This is a genomic window from Alistipes sp. An54 (assembly GCF_002159375.1).
GTDB classification, from domain to species: domain Bacteria; phylum Bacteroidota; class Bacteroidia; order Bacteroidales; family Rikenellaceae; genus Alistipes; species Alistipes megaguti.
Window position 1 is genome coordinate 67,720 of record NZ_NFIA01000010.1, and the last position, 22,585, is coordinate 90,304.

At 56.9% G+C, this 22,585-nt stretch carries 24 protein-coding genes; 18 read left to right on the plus strand and 6 right to left on the minus strand.

Annotated elements, in window-relative coordinates; genetic code table 11:
- Positions 1-52: 52 nt before the first annotated feature.
- From B5G09_RS10200 to B5G09_RS10230, 6 genes are all read left to right on the plus strand, one after another.
- Positions 53-427 carry a hypothetical protein gene (locus B5G09_RS10200; RefSeq protein WP_143256536.1) on the plus strand — a complete coding sequence of 125 codons (375 nt, stop codon included), beginning with the start codon at positions 53-55 and terminating at the stop codon, positions 425-427.
- A 29-nt stretch (positions 428-456) separates the two neighbouring features.
- Positions 457-993 (plus strand): hypothetical protein, encoded by a 537-nt coding sequence (locus tag B5G09_RS10205; protein WP_241147631.1) that lies wholly within the window; start codon positions 457-459, stop codon positions 991-993.
- Between the two features lie 19 nt (positions 994-1,012).
- Positions 1,013-1,264: a hypothetical protein gene (locus B5G09_RS10210; RefSeq protein WP_087405069.1), complete on the plus strand. Its 252-nt coding sequence runs from the start codon at positions 1,013-1,015 to the stop codon at positions 1,262-1,264.
- Positions 1,265-1,764: 500 nt separating this feature from the next.
- The gene (locus B5G09_RS10215) at positions 1,765-2,412 is read left to right on the plus strand and encodes a DUF3164 family protein (protein WP_087405070.1); all 648 of its coding nucleotides are present in this window, start codon (positions 1,765-1,767) and stop codon (positions 2,410-2,412) included.
- A gap of 353 nt (positions 2,413-2,765) precedes the next feature.
- Positions 2,766-3,509 (plus strand): hypothetical protein, encoded by a 744-nt coding sequence (locus B5G09_RS10225; RefSeq protein WP_143256537.1) that lies wholly within the window; start codon positions 2,766-2,768, stop codon positions 3,507-3,509.
- 106 nt (positions 3,510-3,615) lie between these two features.
- Positions 3,616-3,969, plus strand: a complete 354-nt coding sequence (locus tag B5G09_RS10230; RefSeq protein ID WP_087405073.1) for a hypothetical protein — start codon at positions 3,616-3,618, stop codon at positions 3,967-3,969.
- Here B5G09_RS10230 and B5G09_RS10235 read toward each other — a convergent pair.
- The 6 genes from B5G09_RS10235 to B5G09_RS10260 form a co-directional block, all read right to left on the minus strand.
- Positions 3,966-4,397, minus strand: coding sequence for a hypothetical protein (locus tag B5G09_RS10235; protein ID WP_087405074.1), 432 nt, complete (start codon positions 4,395-4,397; stop codon positions 3,966-3,968). The genes B5G09_RS10230 and B5G09_RS10235 overlap by 4 nt on opposite strands.
- A gap of 2 nt (positions 4,398-4,399) precedes the next feature.
- Positions 4,400-4,873, minus strand: a complete 474-nt coding sequence (locus tag B5G09_RS10240; protein ID WP_087405075.1) for a phage virion morphogenesis protein — start codon at positions 4,871-4,873, stop codon at positions 4,400-4,402.
- Between the two features lie 227 nt (positions 4,874-5,100).
- Positions 5,101-7,629, minus strand: coding sequence for a DUF935 family protein (locus B5G09_RS10245; protein WP_087405076.1), 2,529 nt, complete (start codon positions 7,627-7,629; stop codon positions 5,101-5,103).
- 2 nt (positions 7,630-7,631) lie between these two features.
- The gene (locus B5G09_RS10250) at positions 7,632-8,063 is read right to left on the minus strand and encodes a phage protein Gp36 family protein (protein WP_087405077.1); all 432 of its coding nucleotides are present in this window, start codon (positions 8,061-8,063) and stop codon (positions 7,632-7,634) included.
- 1 nt (position 8,064) lies between these two features.
- Complete coding sequence (locus B5G09_RS10255; protein ID WP_087405078.1) at positions 8,065-9,585, minus strand: hypothetical protein; 1,521 nt, start codon at positions 9,583-9,585, stop codon at positions 8,065-8,067.
- Entirely contained in the window at positions 9,573-10,025 is a 453-nt protein-coding gene (locus B5G09_RS10260; protein ID WP_087405079.1) for a helix-turn-helix domain-containing protein, read from the minus strand. Before B5G09_RS10260 ends, B5G09_RS10255 begins: the two co-directional genes overlap by 13 nt.
- Positions 10,026-10,197: 172 nt before the next feature.
- Here B5G09_RS10260 and B5G09_RS10265 point away from each other — a divergent pair, with 172 nt between their 5' ends.
- The 12 genes from B5G09_RS10265 (at position 10,198) to B5G09_RS10315 (ending at position 22,584) form a co-directional block, all read left to right on the plus strand.
- A complete protein-coding gene (locus B5G09_RS10265; protein ID WP_087405080.1) occupies positions 10,198-11,190 on the plus strand; it encodes a hypothetical protein in 993 nt (330 codons plus the stop codon).
- 24 nt (positions 11,191-11,214) lie between these two features.
- Complete coding sequence (locus B5G09_RS10270; protein WP_087405081.1) at positions 11,215-12,120, plus strand: hypothetical protein; 906 nt, start codon at positions 11,215-11,217, stop codon at positions 12,118-12,120.
- Positions 12,121-12,124: 4 nt separating this feature from the next.
- Positions 12,125-12,625, plus strand: coding sequence for a glucosaminidase domain-containing protein (locus B5G09_RS10275; RefSeq protein WP_087405082.1), 501 nt, complete (start codon positions 12,125-12,127; stop codon positions 12,623-12,625).
- A gap of 12 nt (positions 12,626-12,637) precedes the next feature.
- The gene (locus B5G09_RS10280) at positions 12,638-13,192 is read left to right on the plus strand and encodes a hypothetical protein (protein ID WP_087405083.1); all 555 of its coding nucleotides are present in this window, start codon (positions 12,638-12,640) and stop codon (positions 13,190-13,192) included.
- On the plus strand, positions 13,164-13,562 hold the full coding sequence (locus tag B5G09_RS10285) for a hypothetical protein (protein WP_087405084.1): 399 nt from the start codon (positions 13,164-13,166) through the stop codon (positions 13,560-13,562). Before B5G09_RS10280 ends, B5G09_RS10285 begins: the two co-directional genes overlap by 29 nt.
- Before the next feature lie 2 nt (positions 13,563-13,564).
- Positions 13,565-14,305, plus strand: a complete 741-nt coding sequence (locus B5G09_RS10290) for a BACON domain-containing protein (RefSeq protein WP_087405085.1) — start codon at positions 13,565-13,567, stop codon at positions 14,303-14,305.
- Positions 14,306-14,308: 3 nt separating this feature from the next.
- Positions 14,309-14,791, plus strand: a complete 483-nt coding sequence (locus B5G09_RS14095) for a hypothetical protein (RefSeq protein WP_162608263.1) — start codon at positions 14,309-14,311, stop codon at positions 14,789-14,791.
- A 71-nt stretch (positions 14,792-14,862) separates the two neighbouring features.
- A complete protein-coding gene (locus tag B5G09_RS14100) occupies positions 14,863-15,003 on the plus strand; it encodes a hypothetical protein (RefSeq protein ID WP_162608264.1) in 141 nt (46 codons plus the stop codon).
- On the plus strand, positions 15,000-18,473 hold the full coding sequence (locus B5G09_RS10300) for a hypothetical protein (RefSeq protein ID WP_087405087.1): 3,474 nt from the start codon (positions 15,000-15,002) through the stop codon (positions 18,471-18,473). The genes B5G09_RS14100 and B5G09_RS10300 overlap by 4 nt, the downstream gene beginning before the upstream one ends.
- A 1-nt stretch (position 18,474) precedes the next feature.
- Positions 18,475-18,960, plus strand: coding sequence for a hypothetical protein (locus tag B5G09_RS10305; RefSeq protein ID WP_087405088.1), 486 nt, complete (start codon positions 18,475-18,477; stop codon positions 18,958-18,960).
- Positions 18,961-18,978: 18 nt separating this feature from the next.
- Positions 18,979-22,266, plus strand: coding sequence for a hypothetical protein (locus B5G09_RS10310; protein WP_087405089.1), 3,288 nt, complete (start codon positions 18,979-18,981; stop codon positions 22,264-22,266).
- 3 nt (positions 22,267-22,269) lie between these two features.
- Positions 22,270-22,584, plus strand: coding sequence for a hypothetical protein (locus tag B5G09_RS10315; protein ID WP_087405090.1), 315 nt, complete (start codon positions 22,270-22,272; stop codon positions 22,582-22,584).
- The last annotated feature ends 1 nt before the right edge of the window (position 22,585 follow it).

The following is a 22,585-nucleotide window of genomic DNA, read 5'->3' on the forward strand; positions in this document are numbered from 1 at the left end:
ACTCCTCAATCGGGTGTCCGGCGACAGGGAGCAAATAAAGGAGGCTCTTGTAATGCGGTTTACCCAGGGCCGTACGACCTCTCTGCGCGATATGCGGACGTCGGAATACGAGGCCATGTGTACGGCCCTCGAAGCAGAGATCGAGCATCCAGGATTAAGCGTCGAGGAGTTCCATCGTGAGCGGAAACGTCTGCGGTCCGCAGTACTGCACCGAATGCAACGTCTGGGTATTGACACCTCGGATTGGGATGTGGTCGATACCTTCTGTTTGAGCAACAGAATCGCAGGGAAGGAGTTTGCCCGGCTCTCGCTTGCAGAACTCGAGATCATGATCTCGAAGCTCGAAGCGATGGGCCGAAAAGGATACTCCCGACCTCGAAAGGTAATGATCCCGCTCATCCTACGCGAAGGTCAGTTGCCGAGTTGACAAGTGAACAATCGTATATGCTATTGGATATGAAATACAAACAAATGCAGTTGATCCGGCGCACGGCCTGGATGAACCTTCAGATTCTCGATCGGGGACCGAGTGAGGCCGACGCGAAATATGTGCCGATTGCGGTTCGCATGCTTACGATGGTCGCCTGTATGGGATACGCGGTTCTCGACCTTGAGGCGGCACTTGCCGATGTCGGAAAACTTCGCCATCAGGTCAAACTGCGGATGGGCCAGATTCGCCACATGACGGAATACGCGCACGGAACAGCCTTTAACATGCTGCACTCGGTCAATCCTGCGGCCTCGCGGCAGTACAACGACCAACTTGACTGGATGTACGGCAGGATCTCGGCCTGCATTCTGTTGTCCGAGCCGGAGAAGTCCTACAACATCGTAGTGTCGTTGTGTCGGTTGATCGAGAAGTACAACGGCCGGATCTCGGGCCGTTACGACTTCGCCCCGGCAAAACCTCTGTACAGGATCCCGGCCTTGATCGCGTGTGCGAACATCACAGACTACAGGCTGGACAATATAATCGAACTGAATACGAAATGAACCGTAAAGATCAGAATTTATGAAGTGGATCAAAGAACCCATCCCGCTTACCGGGTATTACGAGCAGATGCTCGCCCTCGACAAGAGGGAGGCAGCGTTGCTGGCAAGGATCCTTCAAAAGCCATTGAAGGAGCTCCGAAAACGTCTTGAACGACTGGACGACATTCATGAGTCCGGGGAAGCCACCGAGCGGCAGGAGAATCGCCGCTGTGAAACAGAGGAGAAGGTGTCGCTGCTTGAGCATTTTATTGCAATCTCACCTAACAAGTAACCTATGAAACGGATCATTCTGGGTGTTTGCGCCCTGCTTATGACGGGGTGCTGCTCATGTCGAAAGACGGTCGTATTTGTGGAAGTCCCCCTTGCACTATTTGTCGGTTGGCCGGGAAGTGCGCCCATCAGCTCCGCGGTTCATTCCCCGCAGTCGCACGGATTCACTGCTGATGGAGGCAAGTATGAAAGCCAAAAAAGAGACCGATGAGGCGACAAGACGTTTGAACCCGATAATGAAAGGAAATAAAAACTCCCCCGAGTTAGGGGGAGTAGCAAAAGCCCTGTACAGGCAGGCGCTATCGCTTACTACGATAAATGAGTCAGTCGACAGCCTTACCAAACAGGTACCCTGCCAACATTCAAAATAAGGTTTCCATAATTTTGAACTTTTTTTAATTAAAACCGGCCGAAGCCGATTATCTATTGGGGGCTGTATTAGTCTGGCTCTTGCCCTTGGACTAACCCTCTTCCCGATACAAAGATATAACTTTTTTCAATATGGATATCACGAAAATGACAGCAGCGGAACGCGCCGAATTGAAGGCGCAGCTTGAGGCCGAAGAGCGTGCCGAGAAACAGAAACGCGAAGACGATGTTACTGCCTACAAGTCCGCCGTGGACGAGTTCTGCAGGCTGAAGTTCTCACGGCTCAAGGCCATGAGTGAAGAGATGCGGCGTCTCAAGGACGTGGTGTTCGCCGATGCCGAGACGCTGATCCAACTCAAGGAGGAGCTGTTCAAGACGAAATCCGACCGTCACAGCGACCAGTTCACCACCTCCGATGGCCGCATCACGCTGGCGCTGGGCAATCGCACGAACGACGGGTGGGACGATACGGTCGAGGTCGGTGTCGCCAAGGTCAAGGAGTTCGTCAAATCGCTGGCCAGGGATGCCGACTCGGCAGCTTTGGCAGAGATGGTAATGAACCTGCTGTCCAAGGACCGCAAGGGCAATCTGAAGGCGAGCCGTGTGCTGCAGCTCCGGGAGATTGCCCGAAAGTCCGGGTACTCCGAACTTATCGAAGCAACCGACATCATCCAGGGCGCCTACCGGCCCGAGGAGACCTGCCAGTTCATCTCGGCTTCCTACAAGGATGACAAAGGCGTCAAGCACACGCTGCCACTCTCGATGGCAGCCATGGACTGAGCCATGTACCGGGTGCGGTTTATCATCCAGCGGCCCGGATACCGGAAACGCTACTTGAGCGGGTTCTATATCCCGCGACAGGAAGGCATGCCGGTGTCGGAGATGAAGCGGGAATGCACGGAGTTCATCCGAAGCCGGCTTCAGAAGGAGGACGCCCGATTCCTGGACTTCACCATGGAACTGACCGTTTTCCGCCGTGTGAATGTCGATTTTATCTACCAGGCGGAGTCATCTCCCGGTCTCCGATAAGCAAGGATCCCGATGCCGAGGAAAATGCATCGGGATCCTGCATTTTGCCGGGAGTACAAATTTTCGTATCTTCGGACAAATAAACCCTTCGTAATACCTCGACTATGAAAAAACTCCTCATTTTTTGTCTGCTCATGCTGTTCGGCTCGGGCAGTCTGTCGGCGCAGGATCGGGTGGATCAACCGGCCACCACGTTGTCGTACAAATCCCAGGAGATAAAGAGAGCCCTCTACTGGGAACAAATCGACGGCAAGTGGAAGAGCCGCTACAATACGGAGATCCGTTTCCAGTCAGGTGTCCAATGTGAAAATTTCCGCTCTCTGTTTGTCGGGTGCATAGATACGATGCGTTTCCTCTTCATCGAATACGACAAGGGAGCATACCTCTATCCGAATCTGGAGATGGATTGGTGCTACTTTAGAACGATCTGTGCGGGACTTCTTGAGGAGACTGACTACAATGCGTTGAGAACGATCACTCCGGGGCAGCAGGTCAGTGTCGTGTCGCACTACGCCAACGAATCTCACAAGAATGCGCAATACTCGTTCTCCGGATTCCTGGATATGACACGTCTGCTTTACTCTTCGGCTTGCACGCTCTACAACAGCTACGAGAAGGCGTACGGTACCGATGCCGCAATGACCTATTGGCAAAAGGAGTATCCCGACAAGTTCATGCTGGCGGTGTTGCGTACCACCAGTGAAGGCAGGGACGTCGTACGGTTCCAGGTTTTTCCGGCATATGTCACTATGGGGGAGCCTGTCGGCATGGACAAGTTCTATTTCGAGATTTCCTACGACGAATACGGAAAGCTGTTCAAGGCCGACCGGAAACTGACGCATAAATAGCCGGACAATCCGGAGCAGACGAAAAATCCGTCGGAGTCATTCGATTCCGGCGGATTTTTATCTGCAAGGCATCCCGAATTTCGGCAGTAATCCCTATCTTTGTGACATGACGCACATAAACTCACAGGAGCTGTTTCACTGCCCGACCATCGAGAAGGCCGGGAACCGTCGGCGTACGCGTTCGCTGGCCCGTTCGGGAGATGGTAGCATCACCTCGCGTCGGGAGCGGATCGCCAAGCGCAACCGCATCCTGACGGCCCGTTACTACTACTGGACGGAGCTCGAACGGCGACGTTTCGACGATGTGCTGAAGATCCTTGCCGATAATGAATTCTTCGTCGAGGACCGCACGATCAGCAATGCCCTGGTCGCCGAGGATGAGTTCTACAACACGCTGATCCGCCAGCGGACGACCAAGCGCCAGTTGCGGCGGATGTTCCCCGGCTGGGACTGGAGCTAATCCATGAAGGCCGATTCATAGATCATCCTGTACACCTTCAAACCGTCCGAACGGCTCTCGGGAGCCACCGAAACCCGCGCCGTGGGGTTGATTCTGCGGCCGTAGTTCCACCACTGCAATGCCTTGTGGATTCGTTGCAGGGTATCGTATTGTGCAAGGGCCTTCTCGCGCACCTCGATCGGTGCGGAGGCATTCGTCGGGGCCGAGACATTGAATGCCACCCGCAACTGGAACCGCACCTGGACGCGCTGCGTCCCGGCTGTATGGTTCACACACTGCGGGTAGCTCATCTCCACCAGACAGCAGGGAAACGCTACGGGAGGTCGTTCGGAGACGTTGAGCTGCCCCTGGTCGGCATCGACCCATTGCAGCTCGGGGACCTTGCTTTTCAGCAGGTCGCACAGAGCAATGAAGAGTTCTTTTTCCATGGTCAGTCGGTTAATACGGATTCTACATAAGCCTCGATCCTTTTCTGCAACTCGGTCTCGAGTTCCCGAGCGCCGCCGATAAACTGCCGTTGGGGGATGTTCACGCTCCGGGTGTGCTGTCGGACGGTCTGGTCGCCGCGCCGTGTGTGCCGGATGTGAGCCGGGACAGTTACCGATCCTTTGAAACCCTCGTTGTGGACTTGGGCGTAGTCGACCTTCTCATTGCCGGCCGCAATGACGATCCGCTCGGGCGAGACCAGGACGGGACGTATGCTGTTGAGCAACGCTCCGGACTGCACGAGCAGCGATCCCGACCGCTTGGGCACCCGAGGCGGCGCCCAGGGGTTTCCGTCGAAGGCTTTATGCCGGAAGGAGTCCTGGAAATATTCGATGGATGTCTCGGCGACGATCTGGGCTGTCCCCTGCAGAATCTCCGCCATTTGGTTTTCAAGGAGTTTGTCGATTTCTATTTTCATGAAAATTGCGTATATTTGTCCCGAAGCATATGACTACTGGTGAATGGTATGATACCACCCTCGCGGGTGATGGGGGTATCAAAGAGGACCGGTCTCCGGACCACGACGGCGGGAGTTGTATGAAACCCGAAGCAGCGGTATGACACTGGCTATCCAAGGCGTTGCGGATACCTGCGGGACGTGTTCCCCGAGTAAACAACAGTACGTCCGGACGCAAAGACATGCCGCTACGACTTTTTTATAAGCAAGCCCCGCCGGTATCTCCATCGCGGGTCAATGTGGCGGCTGTTACGCGTTTTCTGTTTCAAGTTCGGAGTCTGAATGATCTCGAACCAGGTGGTTATCCGATATTCGAGATTTTCATCCACTTCACAGATCACATTGATTACCTTTCCATCATAGAACTTGATAAAGTTTAGATTTTTAAATAATTTCTGATAGTCATTCAGCCAGACTTCGTCAGGGCTATTCAAGACATCAGCAATACAACCCAATAGAGGTATGCGTGTTTTTTCATAGCTTCCGGTTGTATGCCGCTGAAATACTTCTTTATCCAGCACTACCATCCGCCCCTTGTAGTCGCGCAGCGTCTTGTGCACCTCGTACCACTCGGAGGCCGTACCGCTGTATTCGGGCATCCGCTCCGTGGCTGCCGCCAGGCGTTTGGCAAAGGAGTCGAGCCCCCAGTCGTTGTAGTAGAGTTGGCCGAGCAGCTTCGAGGCCTTGTCCTGGAAGCGGCGGATGTAGAACTGGTTCTGCGTGAACACCTCTCCGGTGAGAGCTCGGTTCACGCCCCAGCCCTGGGCTTCGGCCTTCTTCCAGGTCGCCGTTCCGAAGAACTCGTCCACACGTTGCTGCGAGGCCTCGACCTCCTCTTTCGTGACCTCGTGGGCCATTCGCGGCACAACCCGGCAGCGGCACCGCCAGTCGTTCGGCGGGAAGATCTTCTTCCAGCGGGCGTCATTCCAGGAAAGGACAACCCCTTCGAGCCGACGGTGGGATGGACGTACCCGGTCGTCGCCGACGGTCCGGTACTCCCAGTAGGGAAACAGCTTCGTTTTGCCCATCAACCGGCGGTAGGTGCTGGCCGCCTCGGACGTGAGCAGCGCCGTGTCGTACTCGGTGCGCTGCCAGTCGCGGTTGAACGCCGTGCAAACCTTGTGGGCCTCGCGTTCGAAATCCGCGAAGCTGCCGCTCTCGCGGAAGAGACGGTTGAGTTCCTGCAACTCGGCCAGGGTCTTGGCGGCCGAGAACTGGAACAGGTTGATCTCCATGGCCGTCTGCAAGGCATCGTCGCGCACGCTGTACGCAATCCCGACGTCGGCATTCCCGATGTTGTCAGCATCCGGTTGAACGGCCTTCAAAAGGTCTTCGGAGAGGAATCGAAAGAGCTCCGTGTCGAACGTAGGCTGCGAGGCGGCCACGCGTCCCATCAGCCGCTCGTCGAGCGTATCACTGTCCTGCATCCGCATGGGGATTGTGCCATCGGTCGCCCCGCCCTGCGGGGCTGCGGCGAAAAAATCCCGGAGACGGTGCCAGAAGCTGCGGCTGTCGGCGTTCCGGATCCCGTCGTCGGGATCTTCTTCGGAGTGAGGGACGGTAGCCGATTGAATCTTCTTGCCCGCAATCTCCTCTCCCTTGTCCGGCATCGGGATCGAATACTTGTCGTGGATGAACGCCGCGGGGATGTCGATAATCGTCGCGAGCTTCACGATATCGTCCACCGAGAGCGGCTCGGCCGCCTTCGGATAGACGAACCGGCCTCCGTTCACAGGCAGACCGTAAGCCTCCAAAATGGGGAGCAGCCGTTCGTTGAGTGTGCGCTGCACGAAGCGCAGATCGCTCTTGTGCTTCGCATCCTCGACCTGCAGGTGCACCTCCCCGAGCGAACGGGCCCCGCGTTCGCCCTGGATCGTGGTCAGCGTTTGCCCGAGGATCGTGATGAGCATCTCCTCGTTCGTCGCCTGGCGGAACTCGTTGAACGACGATCCGGAGCCGGTGTTTCCCTCCCTGGTCTCGATGTCCGCCTCCTTCGGAATGACCAGGTAGGGCGCGGACCCGGCCTCCTCCAGCGCCTTCTTGAGCAGCTCTCGACTCTGCGGATCGAAGGTGTTGTACTTGCCGACACGCTGCGGCATGCCGAACAGCTCGATCCACTGGGCATAGTCGCCGAATCCGCCGCGCTTCCAGATGGCATAGGGCGCGGTCTTGAGCAGCAGTCCGTAGTCTCCGGGACGGCCGATGACCATCAGGTTCGGATCATCGTCGTACGGTACCGAGCGGTCTCCCACGTCATTGAGCAGGATCCGGCGATTGTCCAGGTCGATATACTTGGGCTTGATGGGTTCGACGCAGAAACTGCCGTTGAAGAAGAGTTCCACTCCTGCCCGGCCGTAGAACAGCCGGTGCATGATCTCGCGGATGAGTGTCTCCCAGGCCGTCGAGTCGATGATCGAGCTGATGGCGGCCTCCTCCTTCCCCTGGCCATTCATGAAGACCACCTCGGCATTCAGCACGGCCTCGATGCGCTTGTTGATCGCATCGGCCAACACGCCGTCGATCAGAATGTCCTCAAAGAGGTTGTAGAGGTATTTCGGCCGCCCGTTGTCGGCCGCCCGAAGGGCTGTACGCCAGTCTCCGATGTCGTACACGCGGCGCTGCGGCGCCTGTACGACGATCTGCTGCACCACAATCGGCTTCGAGGCTTTCGAGCCGGAGCCCTTTCGGGCAGATGTTTTGTTGCCAGTCTGTGCCATGGTCAGAAATGTTGCGATCGTTTGGGATTCGACCCGAAAATGTACTCTCCGACGGCGGGGTCGGGTTTGCCGTCGCCGTCGGCATCCTTCACGACGGGAAGGTTGGGTTTGGTCTCCGAGCGTTGTACGGACTTCAGCCAGGAAACGGCCCGTTCGTAGCGGTCCTGCCGAAGTTGGAGGTCCGTGCCGGCATTGCACAGGTTGACGAAGTGCCACACGGCGATGTCCTTGACGAAGATCAGCAGCAGCGCGTTGCGTTCGTCACCCACGGCGCCGAAGATCTTCTTGCGGTCATAGGCCCCGAGATAGCCCGAGGCCTCCTCGATGGCGGCATCGATGGCCGCCGCCACGATCGCATCATCCTCCCGGGAGATGGTCGCGATGTTCTCTTTGTAGAGGTGCGTCTGCAACTCTTCAGGTGTCAGAAAAGCCATATCAGAATCGTTTTGAAGCGTGATGTCGCCGTCCGATGGTGTAGGAGCCCTCGCCAAGCGTGGAGATCTTCTGGTTGATGATCCACACGCCGCCTTCGATGCAGTCGGGGCCATCGGCCGGGGATTTCATTTGCCGGTTGAGCAGCAGAAACTGCTCTTCGAGGCGTTTCATGTGCGGGTTCTCGCGTTCGTCGGAGTTCAGCACCAGGCGGCCCTGGCGGATCAGCGGTTCAAGGTTACCCTCGATGCGCTCGAACTTCGGCGGTTTGCACCGTACATCGGGCGTGATGCCGATGAATCCCCGCTCGCGGGCGCGCGCTGCGAACATCGGAAGGAACACCTGTTCGTAGAAGGGATCCTGCAAAGTGTTGTTCTCGATGAAGTAATAGACCTGCACCCGCTCGCCCGCATAGTCGCGCAGGTTGTAGAACCATTCCACGAACTCGTCGTTGGTGACGTGGTCGAGGAATCCCGTGTAGACGTAGAATTTCCCGTCGCAGTACCCGAGCAGGAAATTCGCCTTGAAGCTCGATGCCTTGTTGCGGGCGTTCGACGGCGCCGGATCGGCATAGGCCACTGCGAACTGGAGCCGTTCGAGCGGCGGGCACTTTCCCCAGACCACCTCCTTGATCACCTCGCCCTCGGAGAGCGGATTGTTCATGTACTCCTGCTGGAAGGCCTTGGTGGAGATCGTCTGCTCGATGCGGCGGATGCGCTCTTCGGAGTTCTTCTCGGGCCAGGTCGAACGGCCCTCGGCATTGCGGATGTTCACGATGTCCCAGTGGTCGGCCTTGGCCCCGGCTCGCGTCACGCAGCAGTCCCGGGCGATGACGTTTCCGCAGAAGACGACCAGCAGGTCGCCGCTCACCGATCGGGTCGGGATCAGCGCCTCCTCGAACCATTGCCACTTCTTCTTCACGATGTCGGGATTGCGGCAATCGGCATCCGTATCGAAGTCGTCCGGGAGGATCGTGTCCGGCCGGAAGGCATCCTTGCGGGTGCCTCGCGGCGATTCGAGCGCACCGAGCGCCCGGAATGCCGCTCCCGAGGTCAGCGAGAACTCATCGGCGGTCCAGTTGCCGGCCTCCCGCAGGTCGCCGTAGTAGGCCTTCAGCAGTGCGTTTTGCTCGAAGGCCTTCTTGTAGGGTTCGAGCAGGCGCGTGGCATTCTCGTGGCTGTTCGACACAAGCAGCACATTGCGCTTGCGGCGCGTCACCACAAGGTACATGATGCACATGAAGACAATGGTCGATTTGGCCAGCTCGCGCGACCAGGATAACACCTCGTACCACTCGGAATTGGAGGTGATCCGCCGGATGGCTCTCTTCTGAAAGGGCGTGAAGGGATACCGGGCATACTCCGCAAAGAAGAAGAGCATCCACGCTATGGGATCCTTTTCGATCGTTTCGAGCCGCCGCTTCCGCTCCACGGGAGAGAGGCTGTCCACCGCCTTGTCGCGCTTCAGGGCCCGGTAATATTCGCGCCATTCGTTCCAGGCGCGCATGTCGTCTACTTTACCCATTTCAACCGCTCCTGTATGTATGAATCGAAATAGTCCGAGAGTATCTTGGCCTTCTCCAGATCAAGGCCCCGGATGTAGTCGAGAATGCCCCGCGACACATTGACGATGTCCCGCACGGAGGCCTCCTGTTCGAGCGCTTCGAGGTCGGCCGTGAGCTTGCGCCGGATGTCCGCCTCCTTGGCTGTCGGATAACGCGCCCCCTGCTCACGGGCCGCAATGCTCTCGTCGAGTTCGTTGAGCTGCATGAGCGTCGATTTGATCCGCGCCTCCCGGGTCTGGAGGAAGTTCAGCTTGAGACCTTCCCACTCCTTGGCCCACCGGACGACGGTGATCCGTGAGACGCCGACCTTTGTGGCGATCTCCGCCTGCGTGAGGTCCGTCGTAAGGAAGAGCAGTTTTGCCCACTCCTTTTTCTGCTTGTTGTCCAATTCCTGCGCCATGAAAATCTCGGTTTTACACCCCAAAGGTAAGGCCTCGGCCCGAACGGAGCGAATCGCGGATAAATGGTCTGCCGGCAAAGTGCAGTTAAACTGCAATAGAATGTAAACCAATACAATGCGATTTGCAAGGGGCCTGTTTTCGATCCAACTTTGCCGAAAAATGATGGCTTTTATGAAACAACCCACATTCGTGCTGCACGACGAGACGGTCAACACCTACGGCTTCCGTATGCTTACCGGCGGTGCCAACCTCGAGGAGTTCCGCAAGAACCCCGTGATTCTGCTCAACCATAAGGATTGGGAGCTTCCGATCGGTCGCTGGGAGAACATCCGCATCGAGGGTACGCAGATCCTTGCCGATGCCCTCTTCGATGAAAAGGACGACATCGCGGTGAAGATTGCCGGCAAGGTCGAAGGCGGATTCCTGCGCATGGCCTCCATGGGCGCCTGGCCGCCCGAGGAGGTAAGCGATGCCGAGGAGCTGAAACTTCCCGGGCAGACGCTTCCGACCGTAACGCGCTGGACGGCCCGCGAGGTCTCCATCATGACGATCGGCGCCAACCACAACGCTCTGGTGCTCTTTGACCGCTCGACGGGGAAACCTCTCGACCTGACGGATGCCTCGACCGTCATCCGGCTTATGGACAGACTCAATCACTCAAAAAACGATTCGAATATGGACAAAACCTTGAAGGAGATCCTCAAACTGCAGGACTCCGCACAGGACGCCGAGGTGATCGGCGCCGTGAAGCAGCTGATCGAGAACCACGACCGGCTGGCCCGTGAAAACCAGGAACTCAAAGAGGCCGCAGCACGTGCGGAGACCGAACGCAAGGAGGCCCGCCATGCCGAAGCGGTCCGTCTTGTGGATGCAGCCATTGCCGACGGGCGGATCCATGCCGCAGGCAAGGAGGCATACCTGAAACTCTTCGATGCGGATTTCGAGAACACGCGGGCCACGCTCGACGCCATTCCGCGCCGCCAGTCCGTTACCGGTCGCATCCGCGAAGGCGAACGGCAGCAGGCGGCAGAACTCTCCGACCTGGCCGGCAAGTCGTGGAATGAACTCGACAAGGCCGGACGCCTGGTCGAGCTCAAGGACAAGGCCCCGGAACTCTACCGCGAGAAGTTCAAGGCCGAGTTCGGCACCGAACCCAACATGTAGAACTCATCAAAAACAGATAATACTATGGCAATTCAGAAAGAAATCTGGGAGAGAGCGATCGTCGAAGGTCTCTTTGCTTCCAACAGTTTCCTCTCCAAGGCATTCAACGCCGACGGATACGTCGAGGCGGGCAAGATCGTGCATATCCCGCAGGCCGGGGCAGCCTCGAAGGTCGTAAAGAATCGCACGACGCTGCCGGCAACCGTCAAGCAGCGCAACGATACGGATGTGACGTTCGAGCTGAACAAGTTTACAACGGATCCCGTCCTGATCGACGACGCCGAAAAGGTCGAGCTGTCGTATGACAAGCGCGAGTCGGTGCTGCGCCAGGACAAGCTCGGCCTGTATGATTCCGTGGCCGAGGACTTCCTGTTCAACTGGAGCCCGGAATCGAGCCGCGTGATCGAAACCACGGGTGAGGCGGCAGACGCCTATACGCCGTCGGCTACGGGCAAGCGCAAGGCGATCACCAAGGCCGATGTCATGACGCTCATGACGAAGTTCAACAAAGAGAACATTCCTCAGGAGGGCCGCTATCTGCTGCTCGATGCGGTGATGTACTCGCAGCTGCTCAACAGCCTTACGGAAAACGAGAACTCCGCGTTCCTCGCCTCGGCGGATGCGCAGAACGGCATCATCGGAAAGCTCTTCTCGTTCAACGTCATGATGCGTTCGCGCGCCGCGCTCTACACCACCGCAAAAGCCCCGAAGGCGTGGAGCGCAAGCGGGGCCGCCACAGATCTGGCCGCCGCCCTCGCCTGGCACGATCAGTCGGTATGCCGCGCCCTGGGACAGGTCAAGGCCTTCGAGCAGGAGAAGGCTCCGGATTACTATGGGGATATCTACTCCTTCCTCGTCCGGGCCGGCGGCCGCATCATGCGCAGCGACAATGCGGGTGTAATGGCGCTGGTGGGTGCCGCAACCGAGTAACGCCATGAAGCCTGCGGAGTTCAAGCGCCAATACTATCCGGCCATCGAGCGGGTCTGCGCCGAAACGGGGCTGAATCCCCTGTTCGTGGCGGCACAGGCCGCGCTCGAGAGCGGATGGGGCGACTCGGCCATCGGCAACAACCTTTTCGGTATCACGGCCGGCGACAAGTGGGCGGGAAAACGGCAGACCGTACGGACGTTCGAATATTTCCCGGATGACCGGCAGGGCTTCCGCTTCGAGCGGGTCTATTCGATCACCCGTGCCTCGAACGGGCGTTTCCGGTACGAGGTCGACCGGGAGTTCCGGGACTACGATACGCTGGAGGATGGCATCCGCGATCACGCAAAGGTCCTTTCGGCCAAACGTTATGCCTCGGCGATGGCGTATCGAAACGATGTGACCCGGTTCGCCTATGAGATCGCTAAAGCCGGCTATTGCACGGCTGATCCGACAACCTACGCCGACTTGATCTCTGATATCGCCCGGATGATCGAGCGCGTATAAAGCGACAGAACAATGGAAAGATGGCCTGTAATCAAAGACATCCTGCTCGTCTTCCTCCCGGTGATCAGCTCCGTCGTCACGTGGTTCGTTTCGCGCCGCAAGCAGAACAACGACTTCCTCCGGGAACTGCAGAGTTCGATCAACCTGCTCTCGGGTGAGAACAAGAAGATCCTCGAGGAGAATATCCAGCTGCGTCGGGAGAATATCGACCTCAAGGTCAACCAGGAGGAGATGCTCATGCGTATCGACCGGTTGACCAAGGAGGTCGAGCGGCTCCGCAAGGCCATCGGGAAACGAACCTCTTATGAAGACAATACACTTTTCAGTGCTACTCGTCGCGCTGCTGACGAGCTGCGCACCGATGAAGAGCTCGGTCTCGACCGAAACGGTCATCCGGGCCGACACCGCCCGGCACGAGCATCGCCTCGTACAGGACACCACGAAGCGGACGATGCAGGCGGCGACGACCTCGCAGTCGGAGGCGATCTCGGTACAACGGGAAGTGCGCTCGGAGGTGATACCCCCACGGACAACCTCGGTGACGGTAACGGAGGAGAACCTCCGTAATCTTCCCGACGGTGCGGCCTACACCGCACGCGACGGGTCGCTGACACTCGAAGCCCGGCGCGAAGGGGAGCTCTTCCGCATTACGGCACGGTGCGATTCATTGTCACGGCGCATCGAGTATTACGAAGCGACGACGGTAAGGCAATCCCGGCGGGTGGACTCCCTTGAACGGAGCCTGGCAGCGGCCCGCGAGGCTTACGATCTGCTTGCCGATATCTCTTCGGCCGAACAGGAGCAGACGCTTGTCGAGCGGACACGCTCACCGGCCCATCGGGGAGGTTGGATACTCATCGGCATGATCCTCGGAGCCTTCGGAGGCTGGTGGGCTCACAAGACTGATTTTTTACGCAAACTCATTAAATTTTTCTGACTATGTCAAAAGTAAATACGAACTACCAGGGATACCTGATGCTTCTCGATGCAATCTATTTCAAGGGGAAGCGCATCGGCAACATCTCCGAAGACGGTATCGACTGGGGAGGCGAGGATGCACAAACCGTGGAGTTGTGGGCGGCACAGATCCGCAACAATCCCGTCCTCGACATCGAGACCCGGGCCGCGACGAACGAGATCACCGGAAAGATGATCGAACTTGTTCCGGAGAACTGTGTCGACATCATGGGCGGCAAGGCCGTGGGAGACGAGTGGCAGATGCCCGCCAACTCGATCCGCGTCGAGGGCGAGTTGAAGATCCTGACCGGTACGGGCCAGACGATCCTGCTCAAACGGGCCTCCCTGCGGGCATCCAAGATCCGCGGAGGTCTCGGTGGCGAGAATACCCTGGGCATCGAGTTCGGGCTGAAGATGCTTGCCCCGCTGGATGGATCCTCGCCCGGATCGATCAAGCCGACGGATCCGTTCATCACGGTCGATCCCACGTCGCTCACCTTCGAAAAGGCCGGCGGGAGCAAGGCTGTGAACATCGAGGCGTCCGGGCCGTTCTCCGTCGGAGCCGTTCCCGAAGGATTCTCCGTGGAGATCGTCAACGGCCGTGTGACGGTGATTGCCGAAGCGAACGATTCGGGCGGCGAGCGAAGCGGTGAACTGAAGTTCATCCTTGAGTCGAATCCCGAGCAGGAGGCGACGGTAACGCTCACGCAGCCCAACGCATAAGCCATGAAGAGATCCGTCGAACTGGAGGCGGCGGAAGCCCTGCTCGATGTGGGGATTTCGCTGCCTCTTTTCCGTATCCGGATGCCCTGGGGCAAGGGGTGGACATGGCGGGTGGTCATGCGTCGGCCCTGCCTGGGATCGCAGATGCGCATCGCGCGTCAGTTCCTGAAGCTCGGCATCACCTCCCGGCAGGTTGAGCGATTTACCGATGACCAGGAACGGGACTTCTTTGTCGAACACCTCCGCGAGCTCTCGATGATGGTGGCCTACGCTGTCTGCCGGGGCTATCTCTCGGGGCTGATCCTTGCTCCGGTCGTAGCCTGGCTGATCCGTTGGAAGGTGCCGCCCGAATACCTGATCGAGGCGCAGCGCTGGTTCAGAAAGCTGCGCAACACCCGGGATTTTACCGATATTATCGCCTCGGTCGAAGCAATCAATCCGTTTCGGCCCGCCGCGAGCCAAAAAAGTCCGACAAGCGGGAGTTAAGAGCCGTTCAGGAAGGCTCCCATAGCCCGTTCGGAATCATCTGGCAGATCGCCTCGGCAACGGGATGGTCCGTGCATTACATCCTGTGGCGGGTGAACTTCCAGACGCTTACCCTGATGCTGGCCGATGCGCCGCACTACGAACTCTCCGACGACAAGCAGGCCGGAGGGATGACAACCGAACAGATCTTTCAATCGAAATTGAAGTTATGAAACCCGTCGAGATCGAATTTCTCGTGAAGAACAATACCCGCCAGGGACTCTCCGGAGTCTCCGGCGGGATTGAGGGTGTGGAGAAGGATGCTGCGGCCGCACAGAAACGGATCCAGGCGCTTGAGGCGGAGATCGCGCGGTTGCACAAGGTCATGGCCGCAACCCCGAAGATGGATCAGACGGAGAACATCCGACAGATCGAGATGTTGCAGCGGGAGCTTCAGGCGTTGCAGGCCACAGCGAAGAAGACCGACCTGACGCCCGTGAATGCACAGACCGTCCAGCGCACCTACAACGGGCTGAACATGTCGATCCAGCAGATGGCGCGGGAACTGCCGTCGCTGGCAATGGGCCCGCAAATGTTCTTCATGGCCATCTCGAACAACTTGCCGATCTTTACCGACGAATTGGCCCGGGCCCGTAAGGAGTACGACCTGCTTACGGCAAGCGGTCAAAAGGCCACACCTGTATGGAAACAGGTGATCTCGTCGATCGGATCCTTCCAGACCCTGCTGGCAGTGGGCATTACCCTGGCTGTCGTCTATGGCAAGGAGATCGGAAACTTCGTATCGAACCTGTTCCAGGGTAAAAAGGCCTTCGATGCGGCAGCCCTTTCGGCCGAGGCTTTTCACGCGACAATGGCGAAAGGAAATGTCTCGGCGCAGGAGGAGATCACGAAATTGAACCTGCTCTACAAGGCAGCCACCGATGCGGCCCGTCCCTATGAGGAACGAAAGCGGGCGGTCGAGAAGTTGCAGGAGGTTTACCCGGCCTACTTCGGCAATATGGATGCTGAGTTGATTATGGCCGGCAACCTGAAGGCGACCTACGACAAACTCCGCACGTCGATCGTTGAACTGGCTCGTGCAAGGGCCGCTTCGCAGGCGCTGACGAAGATGGAGGGAGAGGAGATCCTTGTTACGGGAGCCCCGTCATACAAGCCGTTTGTCTCGGCATATAAGGCGTATGCGGAGGCAATGTCCAAGATGAACGAACTTCGGGAGGCCTATTCCCGGGGCCCGGCTAACGACACGGCGGCACTCGAGGCGGCCCGAGCTTCGGAGGAGCGTTTCATGGAGGCCGCGGATGCAATGACCGAGGCTCGTAAACGGCTTTTTGACGAAATCGGTTCGTTTGAAGGGGGTGAAGATATTATCAAACGGATCAACGAGCAATTCGACGGAAATCTCGCAAACTATTTCCGCAGTAACGACGAATTGCGCCTCCGGCTTACCGAAGAGGCTTCCAAGTCATTCACCATAGACAGCCCTGACGATCAGAATGAGGCGGAGAAGGCTCGCAGAAGGGCAGTAGAACAGGCCCTAAAGGATGCACAAAGTCGTGAAGAGGAGTTGCAGACATCACTCCGCAAGTTGCGCGATGAGGCTTCGCAGACCGAGGTGGATGCGTTGCAGGAGGGGGCCGAGAAGGAGTGCGAGCAGATACGGCTCGACTACGAGAAAAAACGGCAGCAATATGAGGATGAGGAGCGGAAGATGCTCGCGCTTATCAAGAAGCTGCGGGCATCGGGAGCCGATGTCGATCCGGGAGCGGAGGCACAAGTGATGGCAACCTCTGCCTCGGCACTTGCCGCTGCTGCGAAACTCCGTGACAGGCAGCTCGAAGAGGTTGACAAGAAGGAGGAGGCAACTTACGAGAAACTGCTGCAGAAATACGAAACCTATCAGCAGGGGCGTCTGCACCTGGCCGAGAAATACGACGCCGAAATTGCGAAGCTCGCCGCAGATCCCCGGAATCAGGAGGTGGCACAACAAGCCAAGCAGAAGGCTCTTGATGAGTTCGACGTAAAATTCGCCTCGCAGTTCCCGCAGTTCGAGGCCTGGGCCGATTTCATTGTATCCAAGTCGATTAAGGATCTGGAGAAACTACTTGTGCGTGTACATAATGAGTTGGATGAACTGCAGGATTCTGCCTATCTGGATGATGAAACGTTGGGAATAGCCCGAGGTAAAGTTGCAACAGTCGAAGCTCAGTTAGAGAAGATGCGAGCCAAGGAATCTCTTTCTCCCGACGACAAATCAATCAAGAAGTGGCAGGATCTCCAGGAGGTGCTCCGCGATGCGAGTAATGAGTTTGAGCAAATCGGCAACCAGGTGGGAGGCACGGGCGGAGAGATCCTCCAACTGGCCGGACAAATCTCTTCCTCCATAATCACCATGATCGGAGGAATCCAAACCATGGCCAATGCCGCTGCAATCTCCATATCGAATGTCGAAAAGGCTTCAGTGATACTGACAATCATTGCGGCTGCCGTACAGGTTATCACGGCCGTTGTCGGGTTGTTCAGCGACCAGGAAAGCTCCATGGAGCGGAACCTTCGCCTGGCCCGAGAGTTTAACGAGGAACTGCGCATCATGAAGGAGCGTTCGAAGATCGACTCGGATGCCTACGATTCGATCTTCGGAGATCGGGTTTACGATCGTTACAAGCAGAATATAGAGGTCGTACGAACGGCGCTTGACGGGCTGCGGGAAACCCAGGAGCAAATCATACTCCGAGGCGAAGAGGTTTACCATGAATTATCCAAAGGAACAACAGGATTGTCGGGGCTTGACAAGGTGGCCAAAACCTGGGAATCCGCGGCGCAGTCTGTGGCCAACATGCAGGTGCAGGTTCGACATTCCACGTGGTTCCGATCTGCAAAATATCAGTCGCTGGCCAGCATTTCCCCGGAGCTATTTGACAACGGGAATCTGAACATGGAGGCGTTGAAGCAGTTTGTCCAGGATTCAAGTTCGATGTATGGCAGACTGTCAGAAGAGAACCGGACACTGCTTCAGTCTCTGATTAACGATTGGGAAACTTATGAGGAGGCCATAGCCGCGGTCAATGACTATTTGCAGGGCATATTTGACGATCTGGGAAATACGCTGACCGACGCCTTGGTTGATGCGTTCGAAAACGGTACGGATGCGGCCGATTCGTTCGTGGAGAGCGTGGGCCAGGCCATGCGGAAGCTGGCCAAGGAGATGATCTATTCGAATACCGTCGGGCAGGCGTTCGAGGATGCTCAACGGCGTTTCGACGCGATCAATCGGGAGAATCTGTCGGATGAAGATCGTTTTGCCAGGTGGTCGGAAGCGATGCAGCAGATGGTGTCCGACGCGTTGGGACAGCAGGATGATTTCAACAAGATGTGGGAGGAGTTCCGTCGCATAGCTGCTGCCAACGGCCTTTCCATTGATGAAGCACAGCAGGGAACGACCCAAAGTGGCAAGGCCGGGACAATGAACACCGTAACGCAAGAGTCTTTTTCCCGTGTCGAGGGACTTGTCACGTCGATACAGATTCATGCGGCAAATATGGACGATGCTGTGGAGGAGGGGATCATTCCGACGCTCGGCAGATCGCTCGACGAACTTCGGAAAATAGCGACAAATACCGAGTCGCTGCCCTTGATGTATGATATGCTTGTAAAGTTTGACCGCGAAGGAATAAAAGTAAAATGACATGGAAGAGGTGCTTGCCGGTTTGTTACTGATCAACGGAACAGACATATATACACAGTATGGGGCCTTTCTTGCGGAGGAAACGGAAGACGGCAATGTCAACTACGACTCGCTGCTCCAGTTTCCCGATCTCAAGGAACAGCCGAAGGTGTCGCTCCAGGATGAGGACGGGGAGCGGACTCCCGATGTGGTTGCTCAGGCATACGAAGCGCGAGACATCACGCTACAGTTCGCCATTGCAGCACCCGATGCCCGGACATTCCTCACGCGCTATTTTGCCTTCATGCGCTTCCTGAAGGAAGGCGACGACGGGTGGCTGACACTCCGCCTGACGGACGTGGGGCTGCAGTTCCGGGTGTACATGGTCTCTTCGCCCGGTTATTCGCAACTTGTACCCTTCGGCCGGGGCGAGGTCGCAGCCTCCTTCACGGTGAAATTCCATGAGCCGCAACCGACCTTCGAATTCACCGGTCAAACCCATGAATAACGTTCAAATACCATTCGAATGAAACTCGATATCTATTCGAAAGACGGACGGCTCAAGCTGACCGTCGCTCCCGAGAGCAGCAATGCCGAGTCGCTCGGCATTCAGGAAGAGAGCACTCTGTCGCTCTCCTTCACCGCATTTGCATGCGTCACGCTCGAAGTCTACGACTATGCGGAGTTCCAAGGGCGGCGTTACTGGGTAACCGAACGATATGTTCCGCAGATGAACGCCCGCAGGAAGTGGGCCTATTCGGTCAGACTGTCCGGTGTCGAGGGACTGGCCGCCCAGACGCTGATGGTCAATCCGGACGACGGAGACAACCCGGTGCTGATCCTGTCGGCGCCGGCCCGGGAACATGCGGCATTGATCGTGGCAAACCTGAACCGCCGGATGGGGACGACCGACTGGAAGGTCGGCGAGGTGGTCGTCTCGGAGTACATCGACATCGACTACACGGGCAAATATGCCTCCGATGCCCTTTCCGAACTCTCCGGGGCGGCCGGGACGGAGTGGTGGTTCGACGGTATGACACTCAATATCTCACGCTGCGAGTTCGGCGAGCCCATCCCGCTGTCGTACGGCGACGGATTGCTGGGAGGGATCTCGCGCACCACGGCCGACGGGGTGAAGTTTTTCACGCGGCTCTTCCCGGTGGGGTCATCGCGCAACATCGACCCCGACTATTATGGGCACGCCCGTCTGCAACTTCCCGACGGGGCGAAATACGTCGAGCAGGACACCCAGCTCGGCATCATCGAACACTACGAACAGGAAGCATTCGAAGGGATCTTTCCCCGGCGCATCGGGCAGGTTGGCACGGTGCGCCACGAGGAGGCGACGGGCGACGATGGTGAGCCCTTCACGATCTGGTACTTCACCGACCCCGACATGCCGTTCGATCCGAATCAGTACGAGATCGGTGGGCTGGTCAAGCAGGTAACCTTCCAGTCGGGCGAGCTGCGCGGCCGGGAGTTCGAGGTAAACTACGATACGGAGAAAAAGGAGTTCGAGATCATTACCCAGTGGCCCTATGACGATGACCTGCAGCTGCCGTCCGAACCGTTGATCCCGGCCCCGGGCGACGAATATATCCTCTGGAACATCCGTATGCCCGAGAGTTACTATCCGGCCGCCGAGCAGGAGTATAAGGAGGCTGTAGACCGGTTCATGGCTGACAACCGCAAGGATGTCTCCGTCTGGCAGGCGCCGACCGATTTCACGGTTATCGAACGCCGGGCCATCGACCTGCGGCCCGGACAGCGGGTCCGGCTGGAGTCTGCGGAGGTATTCCCCGATACGGGGTTCCGCGAGACGCGTATCGTGTCGATTTCGCGATCGGTCGTCCGGCCCGGGAGCATGACGCTCAAGATGAGCGATGTACTCTCAACCGGCCGCATCAGCCGCATCGAAAGCAACATCACCTCGGTCGAGCGGCTGACAAAGCAGGTAGCGTCGGAGTTTCCCGACCTGATCCGCTCCTGGGAAGAGACGCCCGCCAGCGACACAACGCTCTATACGTCACGCAAAAGTGAGCGGGAATTTCTCAACAAGCGTCGGGGCGGAACCGTCCAAGAGGATGTCGTCTTCGACAAGGACGTGACAGTCGGCGGAGCCATCGCCTCCAAAGATTTCCGCCGGGGAGATTTTTCCGGGGCTGGATTCGGCCTCTATCGGGACGAGAACGGCAATGCGGTGGCCGAGGTGGACATATTGCGGGCGCGCAGGGAGGCCGTATTCAATACGGCGGTCATCAATCAGGTGACCTTTCAGGTTGGGGCCACGGTCTTCTCAAACGGCGGCTGTGAAATCGCGCGCGTCGAGGACCTCGACGATGTCTATCGCTGCTACTACGACACGAAAGAGGGGCGCAGACTCTGCGGCCTGGTGGTTGACGACCAGGTTCGGTGCCAGCGCTACGACGCCGCACAACACTCGGTCGTCAAGTATTACTGGCGCCTTGTGGTGGCTGCGGGCGACGACTATGTGGATCTCTCGAAAGAGGATGCCGACGGCGACGGGATTCCCCAGGCAGGAGACGAGATCGCACAGTTCGGTAACCGTACGGACCCTGCCCGCCAACGGGCCATTGTCATCAATCCGCTCAATGGATCCGTCGAGGTATATGCCCTTCTGGACAGCTACTCGCTTTCGGAGAAGAACTTCGTCGGGATGGGAGCGGATACCCGGACCGGCGAGGCCTATCTCTATGCCCACGGCGATGTGCTGTTCGGAGACAGGGACCTCTCGGCTGCAGATGCTTCGTGGATCGCATACCGGAAACAGGAGGGGACGGACCGGCGCCGCCTGCTGATCCAGGGCGATGTGCTGTTCGGCCCCGGATCGAAAGGCCTTTCCGCCATGGGCGAGTGGAAAGAGCTTGCCGACGGCGTCACGGCCCTCGATTACCTGAAGTCGGTTTTCCCGAACAATGTTGTGGACAATAACGGTGTTTTCCTGTCGCAATTGATGGCCGTAAAGAACAGCACGGAATCGAATGCCGCCGTTGTTGCCGGATTATACGGAGGCGGAGTGGAGTCATTGAATAATGCCGGATTCAGCGATCCGAACCATGGTATTCTGATGATGTTCGCCGGAGCCGAGAATATCCAAAATGTAGCATCGGCAAAGACAAGAATATACGGAGACGGTCACCTTTACACCAATGATATTGAGGCAAATGGCGGAAAGTTTGGCATTTTCGAAATAGGCGTTAATGATTGGGATGAGCCGGCTATTAAATATAGCATGGTAGATAAAGGTGGTTATACGTATAGTGGTAGCATAACTCCGGAAGTTTTTAGCCTCGAAAGCATGGACGCATCTAATAGCCAATATGAATTATTCGCGGTTAATCCCCTTATGAACTCCGATAAATATGATTATTCGGCGTTGGTGCATTTGTATAGTAGAGGATATAATAGACCCCTAATAAGCATAGATAAAATAAACAGAGGTTCAGCTATAGAAATTTTAAATGGCGAAATATATGGTTTTAGACCTGCAACGAGAAAAGTAACGACAAGTACATATCTTTCCGACATGGATCATACAATTGTAGTTCAAGCAGGTAATTCAGTACCTATAACGTTAACATTCCCTTCTAAACCTCAAAACGGACAAAGATATGAGATTTTAAAGAGATCCTGCAAATCCATTTCATTTAATAGTGGAGGTATTCCCATATATCGAATGAATGGAGTAAATGAGACAAATACAACCTTTATGACAGGGGTGATATACTTTCTTTTTGTATATTCATCGGAAAATAATATATGGTATTTGAATATTGGAGAAACTAATTCGTAATTTATGGCAAAGATCAATTTTAAAGATTTCTTTCTTTACACCGACATCGCGAAGCGGCAAAGAGTGCGCTGCGACATACGGCGCGAAATCTCCAATTTGCTGTATAGCCGGATGCACGGCATCGAAGCATTGAATCTGGCATTGGCCATCTATCGAAGCGACGGTGAAATCTCCGTCACGGACGACGAATTGCGGCTGTTGCGGACGGCTGTCGAACGCTTCGGGACACCAGCGTTGATCGATGCATTCAGCGAGCAGGTTCACGCCGTTGGCGATGCGCCGGAAGCGGACAAACCGGAAACTGTTAACCTTGCATGAC

Coding starts and splice junctions, on each gene's coding strand:
- B5G09_RS10270 (WP_087405081.1), top strand. CDS start 11,215: ATGGCAATTCAGAAAGAAATCTGGGAGAGAGCGATCGTCGAAGGTCTC.
- B5G09_RS10210 (WP_087405069.1), top strand. CDS start 1,013: ATGAAGTGGATCAAAGAACCCATCCCGCTTACCGGGTATTACGAGCAG.
- B5G09_RS10215 (WP_087405070.1), top strand. CDS start 1,765: ATGGATATCACGAAAATGACAGCAGCGGAACGCGCCGAATTGAAGGCG.
- B5G09_RS10225 (WP_143256537.1), top strand. CDS start 2,766: ATGAAAAAACTCCTCATTTTTTGTCTGCTCATGCTGTTCGGCTCGGGC.
- B5G09_RS10255 (WP_087405078.1), bottom strand. CDS start 9,585: ATGGGTAAAGTAGACGACATGCGCGCCTGGAACGAATGGCGCGAATAT.
- B5G09_RS10315 (WP_087405090.1), top strand. CDS start 22,270: ATGGCAAAGATCAATTTTAAAGATTTCTTTCTTTACACCGACATCGCG.
- B5G09_RS10205 (WP_241147631.1), top strand. CDS start 457: ATGAAATACAAACAAATGCAGTTGATCCGGCGCACGGCCTGGATGAAC.
- B5G09_RS10250 (WP_087405077.1), bottom strand. CDS start 8,063: ATGGCTTTTCTGACACCTGAAGAGTTGCAGACGCACCTCTACAAAGAG.
- B5G09_RS10300 (WP_087405087.1), top strand. CDS start 15,000: ATGAAACCCGTCGAGATCGAATTTCTCGTGAAGAACAATACCCGCCAG.
- B5G09_RS10275 (WP_087405082.1), top strand. CDS start 12,125: ATGAAGCCTGCGGAGTTCAAGCGCCAATACTATCCGGCCATCGAGCGG.
- B5G09_RS10245 (WP_087405076.1), bottom strand. CDS start 7,629: ATGGCACAGACTGGCAACAAAACATCTGCCCGAAAGGGCTCCGGCTCG.
- B5G09_RS14095 (WP_162608263.1), top strand. CDS start 14,309: ATGAAGAGATCCGTCGAACTGGAGGCGGCGGAAGCCCTGCTCGATGTG.
- B5G09_RS10290 (WP_087405085.1), top strand. CDS start 13,565: ATGTCAAAAGTAAATACGAACTACCAGGGATACCTGATGCTTCTCGAT.
- B5G09_RS10280 (WP_087405083.1), top strand. CDS start 12,638: ATGGAAAGATGGCCTGTAATCAAAGACATCCTGCTCGTCTTCCTCCCG.
- B5G09_RS10230 (WP_087405073.1), top strand. CDS start 3,616: ATGACGCACATAAACTCACAGGAGCTGTTTCACTGCCCGACCATCGAG.
- B5G09_RS10235 (WP_087405074.1), bottom strand. CDS start 4,397: ATGGAAAAAGAACTCTTCATTGCTCTGTGCGACCTGCTGAAAAGCAAG.
- B5G09_RS10260 (WP_087405079.1), bottom strand. CDS start 10,025: ATGGCGCAGGAATTGGACAACAAGCAGAAAAAGGAGTGGGCAAAACTG.
- B5G09_RS10310 (WP_087405089.1), top strand. CDS start 18,979: ATGAAACTCGATATCTATTCGAAAGACGGACGGCTCAAGCTGACCGTC.
- B5G09_RS10240 (WP_087405075.1), bottom strand. CDS start 4,873: ATGAAAATAGAAATCGACAAACTCCTTGAAAACCAAATGGCGGAGATT.
- B5G09_RS10265 (WP_087405080.1), top strand. CDS start 10,198: ATGAAACAACCCACATTCGTGCTGCACGACGAGACGGTCAACACCTAC.
- B5G09_RS10305 (WP_087405088.1), top strand. CDS start 18,475: ATGGAAGAGGTGCTTGCCGGTTTGTTACTGATCAACGGAACAGACATA.
- B5G09_RS10200 (WP_143256536.1), top strand. CDS start 53: ATGCGGTTTACCCAGGGCCGTACGACCTCTCTGCGCGATATGCGGACG.